Annotated in this window: 8 protein-coding genes and 1 pseudogene; 6 read left to right on the top strand and 3 right to left on the bottom strand. The window is 44.6% G+C overall.

Features of this window, described 5'->3' with window-relative positions:
* On the bottom strand, positions 1-595 hold a 595-nt coding region (locus ABNT28_RS09310), incomplete at its 3' end, for a flagellar cap protein FliD N-terminal domain-containing protein (RefSeq protein WP_348721451.1).
* 287 nt (positions 596-882) lie between these two features.
* Between ABNT28_RS09310 and ABNT28_RS09305 the strand changes: the two genes are divergently transcribed.
* Positions 883-2,511, top strand: a complete 1,629-nt coding sequence (locus tag ABNT28_RS09305; protein WP_332923322.1) for a chloride channel protein — start codon at positions 883-885, stop codon at positions 2,509-2,511.
* 16 nt (positions 2,512-2,527) lie between these two features.
* On the opposite strand, the gene ABNT28_RS09300 is transcribed toward ABNT28_RS09305, so the two are convergent.
* Positions 2,528-2,890, bottom strand: a complete 363-nt coding sequence (locus ABNT28_RS09300; protein ID WP_332923321.1) for a hypothetical protein — start codon at positions 2,888-2,890, stop codon at positions 2,528-2,530.
* A 57-nt stretch (positions 2,891-2,947) separates the two neighbouring features.
* Between ABNT28_RS09300 and ABNT28_RS09295 the strand changes: the two genes are divergently transcribed.
* Positions 2,948-3,343, top strand: a complete 396-nt coding sequence (locus ABNT28_RS09295; protein WP_332923320.1) for a flagellar protein FliS — start codon at positions 2,948-2,950, stop codon at positions 3,341-3,343.
* Entirely contained in the window at positions 3,340-3,663 is a 324-nt protein-coding gene (locus ABNT28_RS09290) for a hypothetical protein (protein WP_332923319.1), read from the top strand. Before ABNT28_RS09295 ends, ABNT28_RS09290 begins: the two co-directional genes overlap by 4 nt.
* Here ABNT28_RS09290 and ABNT28_RS09285 read toward each other — a convergent pair.
* A complete protein-coding gene (locus ABNT28_RS09285; RefSeq protein WP_332923318.1) occupies positions 3,660-4,766 on the bottom strand; it encodes a sigma-54 dependent transcriptional regulator in 1,107 nt (368 codons plus the stop codon). The genes ABNT28_RS09290 and ABNT28_RS09285 overlap by 4 nt on opposite strands.
* 220 nt (positions 4,767-4,986) lie before the next feature.
* On the opposite strand from ABNT28_RS09285, the gene ABNT28_RS09280 reads away from it, so the two are divergent.
* The 3 genes and pseudogenes from ABNT28_RS09280 to ABNT28_RS09270 all read left to right on the top strand — a co-directional run.
* Positions 4,987-6,189, top strand: a complete 1,203-nt coding sequence (locus tag ABNT28_RS09280; RefSeq protein ID WP_332923317.1) for a sigma-54 dependent transcriptional regulator — start codon at positions 4,987-4,989, stop codon at positions 6,187-6,189.
* Positions 6,190-6,201: 12 nt separating this feature from the next.
* The gene (gene fliE / locus ABNT28_RS09275) at positions 6,202-6,513 is read left to right on the top strand and encodes a flagellar hook-basal body complex protein FliE (protein WP_332923316.1); all 312 of its coding nucleotides are present in this window, start codon (positions 6,202-6,204) and stop codon (positions 6,511-6,513) included.
* 58 nt (positions 6,514-6,571) lie between these two features.
* Positions 6,572-6,926 (top strand): annotated as a pseudogene (locus ABNT28_RS09270) (flagellar M-ring protein FliF); the annotation flags it as partial.

Below are 6,926 nucleotides of genomic sequence, written 5' to 3'. Positions count from 1 at the left end.
ATGAACCGGGAGTTGTTTCTTCAACAGTAAGTGATCCAGGTAAAAAAGAATGTGAAACAGTATTGGTGCCATCTGACAATGTAAGAGTTTTGCCAGCAAGGCTTGTGATGGTTGAGCTATCAAAACCTGCTAAAGATTGAATTTCTAAAGTTGAACCATCACCAGCTGTTGTTTCTGCAACGGTAATTGTTTCTCTGTTGCCAAGTGATATTGCTAATGATCCGGTTCCTAAACTTGAAGTTACTGCAGAAAACCCGTCAAAAACTAAAGTTTGACTTGTAGCAAGACTAGATATCTCAATATTACTTGAAAAATTCTTTGCAATTGTTTTGTCAGTGATTTCGATGTCTAGTGAGCTTCCAACGTGAGATGCTGTGAGGCCTGTTATGCTATCTAATGGTGTAAGGGCTGTGTTGAAATCACTGTAGGCTTGTTTGATCTTGCCAACACTAGAAATGTTGACAGTTCTTTCATCTTTACCTTTGGTTATAAGGCTTTCCGTTGGTGCACGTTCAGCCGTCACCAGAGTGTCAATTAACTCGGTGGTATTTAGTCCAGAGCCCACATTTAGGGTGCTTAGATAATCTACTGCCATTTAATCATACCCGAAATTTCATCTCGTTTTGTTAACGGCATAACTTTGCAATATTTATGCCGCTTTAGATAAAATTAATGCAATAGGCCTCTAAACATATTAATGTTTGCTTAAGGAGGCAGGCACGTGGTCATTAAATTGCCCACTAGTATGACTTTTGTTGAATTCTTTTTTGATGCTTGTTTGTTTGAGTGGTAAGTTTAGGTCTCAAGAGTTTTGGTAAATATACCTCTGTTTTGACGTCATTTGTTGCCGTGATTGTGACTGGACTGTTGTTTGGTTTGGTAATGGCGTTAATGTCAAACGGCTTTGTAAAGGGCGTTCAGTATCTCTCTGATGTTCGCGGTAGCGTAAGCGGCCTTGATGTTACAATTGGCACAACCAGCCTATCTTTAGCACCCTTATGTGGATTATTGCTGGCAGTTGTCGCAATTTTAATTATCCGTCGTCTTTTTAAAATCAGCCGGTTTCATGGCCCCGCTGACAGCATTTATGCCGCGCACCGCACTGATAATGAGTTGGATGTTCGGGCGGGCATTGGTTCTACTCTTGCTGCTTTCGTTTCGGCAGCGGGCGGTGGATCGGTGGGTCAATATGGACCACTTGTGCATTTTGGCGCCACGATGGGCAGCTTTATGCGTCAGCATACAGGCGGTATGCTATCAACCGATGTATTTATTGGATGTGGTGTTGCTGGAGCCATTGCGGCTGGTTTTAATGCGCCGATTGCAGGTATTATTTTTGCGCATGAAGCCATTTTACGGCATTTCTCGTTGCGTGCCATTGCCCCAATCGCTATCGCAAGCATTACCGCGGCTGGGGTTAGCAAATGGATGTTTGGTGACAGTTATCTGTTTGCAATGGATAACATCAACGTTGATTTGATCGGGCTGTTACCAGCGGCGTTACTTGCGGGCCCATTATTTGGCCTAATTGCTGTTTTATTCATGATGTCAATTCGACATAGTGCGCGGTTTGCGGCTTCATCTGGCTGGTCACCTGCACGATTGCTTATCACTGCGGCAGTTGGTGCGGGTATTGTTGGGATGTGGGTTCCTGAAGCTCTTGGTCTTGGCACATCTGCGATTTCCGATATTCTGAACTCGGAATCATTACATATAAGCCTGATTTTATTACTTATCGCCAAGATAGGGTTGACCGCACTTTGTATTGGTTTCGGTATGTTTGGTGGTGTATTTTCACCAGCCTTGCTTGTTGGGGCTTCTGCCGGTGCAATTATGGGGCGTATATTTGCAAGCGTCGGTATTTTGAGTGCAGGGCCCGGCATGGCCATTTGTGGTATGGCGGCGGTGGCAAGTGCTGTTATAGGCGCGCCGATCTCCGGTGTTCTGATAATTCTTGAGCTAACCATGAGCTATGAGTTTGCTGTGGCGGCCATGTTGAGCGTTGTAACCTGTTCGATGGTCGCGCACTTTCTGTTCGGTCATTCATTTTTTGACCGGCAACTTCTGGATCGTGGCATTGATGTATCGCTTGGTCGCGGTCACATTGAAATGATGGAAACCTATGTTGCTGACATTGCTCATGATGATTACGTGCATTTAGATGAACTTTGTTCAGCGCAAAATGCGATCAAGATCATGCTTGATGCAAAAGTGACAGAATCCTATGTGCTTGATAAAAATGACAAGTTCAAAGGCAAACTAACCTTGCATCTTTTGTTGGCCGTATCACCTGATAGTCAGGTAATTCAGCATATCGAGTCCAACCCAATATCAATCAAGCATGACGCGTCACTGCAGCAAGCTATCGAAATTGCCAGTAATTTTGTTGGAGAAAATATCCCTGTAATTGACCGGGACAACAATGTGTTGCTTGGTGTTGTAACAGAAGCTGACTTGTTTAAGTTATATCTGGGATTGCAGGGGCGTGTCGCTGATTTAGAACGCGCCTAACGAAACAAAGGCTTGATTAGGCCAGAATATCCACATGATCACGAAAACGCGGTGTTTCTAAATGCATATTCGAAATGCGCGCTATTTTCGATGCTAATGTATTATGTTGATAGGCAGGTGACATTAATGCACGTGCCGCAAGAAATTGCTCGGCTGCAACTGCGGATGGGGCATGTCTTGGATGCCTGATAATCACTGCGGGCTGCTTTTGATATTCTTTCGGCATTACCTGTAAAGGGCTTGTTGCCTCAATTCCCATCACTGTTTGACGCAAACTTGGCACAATGTTTGCAGGTGATAGCCCAGTCATCGCATAAGCGTTGGCAGGTTTTGACGCTGCAACTGGCGGTATAGCTTGATTTGCTAAAGTATTGATCATGTATTTAGCAATACCACAACTGTGTCAAAATGCAAGAAATAGGAGCTAAATTCGTCTATGAGCTACAATAAAATGATGCATGCTTATAAAAAATCTGATCAAGACGCTATTGTTGAGTCAGATGATCCTCATGCAATGGTTTTTCTTATGTTTGAAGAACTGTTAAGGGCGATGAACAAATTTGTCGTGAATGTAGAGGATCCCAAAGGGTCTCCAGAGGAGCGCTCTAAGGCGTTATCACGCTCATTGAGTATCATCTATGGGCTACAAACGAGCCTCAACTTCGAAGATGGTGGTGAAATTGCTGAAAATTTGTTTCGGCTTTATGAATATGCACGAATTCAGCTCATCACCGACTCAGGAAATAATAAAATTGAAGGAACTAAGGTTGCTATAAGCGCATTGGATGAAATTTGTGATGCATGGGGGACAATAGGAAAGGTAGCTACATGAAAACCGTTATAAAAACCAAACAATATCCAAACAATCTAGCACTGATAAAAGAGTTTGAGGTGCTAAGCCATGAAATTGATGATGCAATCAATAGAGCCGATTTTGCGGCTATTGAGGTTTTAGATCAATCGCGCCGAAATCTGGTGAGTAAAATGGAAGTGCCGCAGGATGCTACCACCGAGGAGCAATGGTTCAAGATTGCAAGACGTTGCGTAGAGCAGAATGATGCTGCCAAGGAAAAGGTTCTGGGTCTTATGGCTGAGTTACGCCACAACACCGGATCAAAGTTACGTCAGTTAGGCGGCTATCGTCCAAGCTAGTCGATGTTTTCTAGGGTGCTTGACTGAGCCACTGGCTTTTCGATCATTAATTTTTTCATTTTTTCAATCAGCGTGGTTCGCCGTAATTTCAGCGCGGCAGCAGCTTGGCTAACCATGCCGTCGCTTTTTTCCAATGATGCTTCAATCAAAACTACCTCTATATCGCGGAGATGTCTTCGTAGATCAATAGTTTCAAAATAGCTAAACCAATCCCGATAATGTGAAGGGTGGGGCAGGGGCGCATCTTCAGGATCGCCAATTCCGCCCAATGAAATACCACTCAAATCATCTGCGGCATCCCAAATAGCATTCATTTCTTCTTCACGGTCGGGAACCTTCAGCCGCAATAGATTCTCTCTGACCTGGGTACCGGAAATACTTTTGCCAGCGAACAGCACAACGGCGCGCTCCACTACATTTCGTAACTCGCGCACATTGCCTGGCCATGTATAACGGCCTAGCTCGGTATATCCACTTTCAGATATTTCAGGGGGAAGAATATTTTCATACTCGCTCATTTGCGCCAAAATGCGCTCAACGATTTGTGGAATATCTACCGTGCGTTCAGCTAATGTAGGCACTTGGATAGGGAATACATTGATCCGGTAATACAAGTCAGCGCGAAAAGAGCCGTTATCTACCTTTGATGGTATATTCTGGTGCGTTGCACAAATAAGGCGGAAATCAACCTTTACATCCTTGCCACCACCAACGCGCTGGATTGTTCGATCTTCCAGAGCGCGAAGTAGTTTTGATTGCAAGGATAGAGGCATGTCCCCAATTTCATCAAGAAACAGAGTGCCGCCTTCGGCCATTTCAAACCGGCCTTTGCGGTTTTTGTCGGCACCTGTAAAGGCGCCTTTTTCATGTCCAAATAATTCGCTTTCAAGCAATTCACTTGGAATGGCGGCACAATTTACCGAAATGAGATCCCCGGTGCGATTGGAATTATTATGCACGGCGCGGGCAACTAATTCTTTACCGACGCCTGTTTCACCAAGCACAAGTACGGTTGTCGATGACGGCGCCACTACCTCGATTAGCTTTTTTAAGTCTTTAGAAGCGGCTGAGCTGCCAACAATAAGCTCATCTGTTTGGTGCACGGTAAAAATTCCTTTGAAAAACACATGTGTCAATATTCTGTTAGTAATTCCTTAACAATTCAAGCAAAACGTCAGAATTTTGAATAGTTTTTTTCAGCAAAACTTTCAAAAAAAATAGCAATGAAAACAATGCTTAATAAAAAAAATTAATACATTATTAAACTTGGCAAGGTTCTTGCCTTACTTCGGTGACAACAATTTTTAACCGAAGGCGAATATTATGGGCTCAATTCACTTGGAAATCGATAGCTTCGACGCCGCAACGCGCCTAGCTGAAATATTTAAAGACCGCATGCTTACATTCACGTCGAAGATTGATAGTAACGCGTCTGGCGATGGTGAAAATCAGGGGCGTGCGCATGCCTATGTTTGTTCAGCAGCGTTTGAAACCAAATCAGGTGGTCAGGAAACTATTATTGCGCTTGGTCGAAAATATCGTGCCAGTCAAGTCCTTGTCGTCAACGAGAACCAACCTGACTTTTCCATAGAGGAACAGTTTGGCGGTAAATTCATCCGCGTATCTCTCCCTGTGAAAACAACGACGCTTGCTGACGCTTTGGCGGACCGCGCCCTTGATTATGGTTTGCAATTGATCGCCACATTGTTGTCAGGTGAAAAAAATGTTGCCGCAGGTGATAGTTCCAGCTTCGAGTTGCTGAATTTAGCCAAGAGAGTTGCAAGTACAGATGTAACGGTGTTCGTAAACGGCCCTACCGGAACAGGTAAAGAAGTGCTTGCAAAATTTGTACATAATCATTCGACACGCACTGCTGCCCCTTTCGTTGGAGTGAATTGTGCGGCTATTCCTGAAAATATGCTTGAGGCGATCTTATTTGGTTATGAGAAGGGTGCCTTTACGGGGGCATCTACCTCAAATAAAGGCATCTTCCGCGCGGCCGACAGTGGCACGCTTCTTCTTGACGAAATTTCAGAGATGCCTCTTGGTTTACAGGCTAAACTTCTGCGTGTGCTTCAGGAAAAGGCAGTTACGCCTATCGGATCGCAGACTGATATTCCGGTTGATGTTCGCGTCATTGCCACAACTAACCGTGACATGGCGCATGAAATCCGCACAGGCGGCTTCCGCGAAGATTTGTATTACCGGTTGAATGTGTTCCCACTGAACACAATCAGTGTTGCTGATCGCGCTTTGGATATTGTCCCTATTTGCACATTCTTGATGCGTCGCCACTGCCCTGAAATCTCAAATATTCCATGGCTAACAGATGGCGCCGTTGAAAAGCTGACCAGCTATGCCTGGCCTGGCAATGTTCGCGAACTTGAAAATGTTCTTCAGCGCGCCTTGGTGCTGGCAATGGACAATAAAATCACGGCAGCCGATATCGTGACTGACGACGTCATTCACAACATGAATCGACAGCCGCTTACATCGAATAGCCTGCAGAATGTTGCAGTTGGCTAAGGAGATTAGACAATGACATCTATCGGACCAGTTGGAAGCAATATCTCTAGCTTGCACGCACAAGTTTTAAAGCGTGCAGAAGCAGCCATGAACAAAGAACCAGATACCGGTTTTTCAGATCGGATCGGTGATGCTTTGAAATCGGTTGCGGATACGCAAACAAAATCGGCTGAATTAACCAAAGCCTTTGAAATGGGCACTGAAAATGATCTGACGAAAGTCATGATTAATCAGCAGGTTTCATCACTTGGTTTCCAGATGACTTTGAATGTTCGTAACAAGGTACTCAGTGCTTACAAAGACATCATGAATATGCCGGTCTAATCCGCATAGACTTTTAAATTTCATTAGCCACATTGGCGATTAAACAAGAGAGATTAAAATGGCTGAAGCAGCAAATATGGGTGACGCAAAAGCAGATGGAACAACCGTTGCTGTCAAATCGGACACTGGCATGCTCTCGACAGTAAGACGGTTTACAGCAGACCCTGCAGTGCGCAGAGCCGTGCCTACCTTTGCGGCTATTGTTTTTGCTGTCGCAGGTCTTTTTGTCTTTGTTTTCATGCAGGCACCACAGCGCACAACATTATATGCGTCTTTACCTGAATCCGAAAAGGCACGCGTTGTTGAAGCGCTGATCAATTCTGGCGTCGAGGTTACTCTTGACCCAACAACAGGTGATGTGCTGGTGCCAACAAGTGATTTCCATGAAGCAAAGATGAGTCTTGCGGCGCAGG

Origin of the sequence: uncultured Candidatus Puniceispirillum sp., assembly GCF_963979125.1 — a bacterium.
In the GTDB taxonomy this organism is placed as follows: domain Bacteria; phylum Pseudomonadota; class Alphaproteobacteria; order Puniceispirillales; family Puniceispirillaceae; genus Puniceispirillum.
The sequence above is the reverse complement of the archived record's forward strand: the minus strand, read 5'-3'. Positions and strand labels throughout refer to the sequence as shown.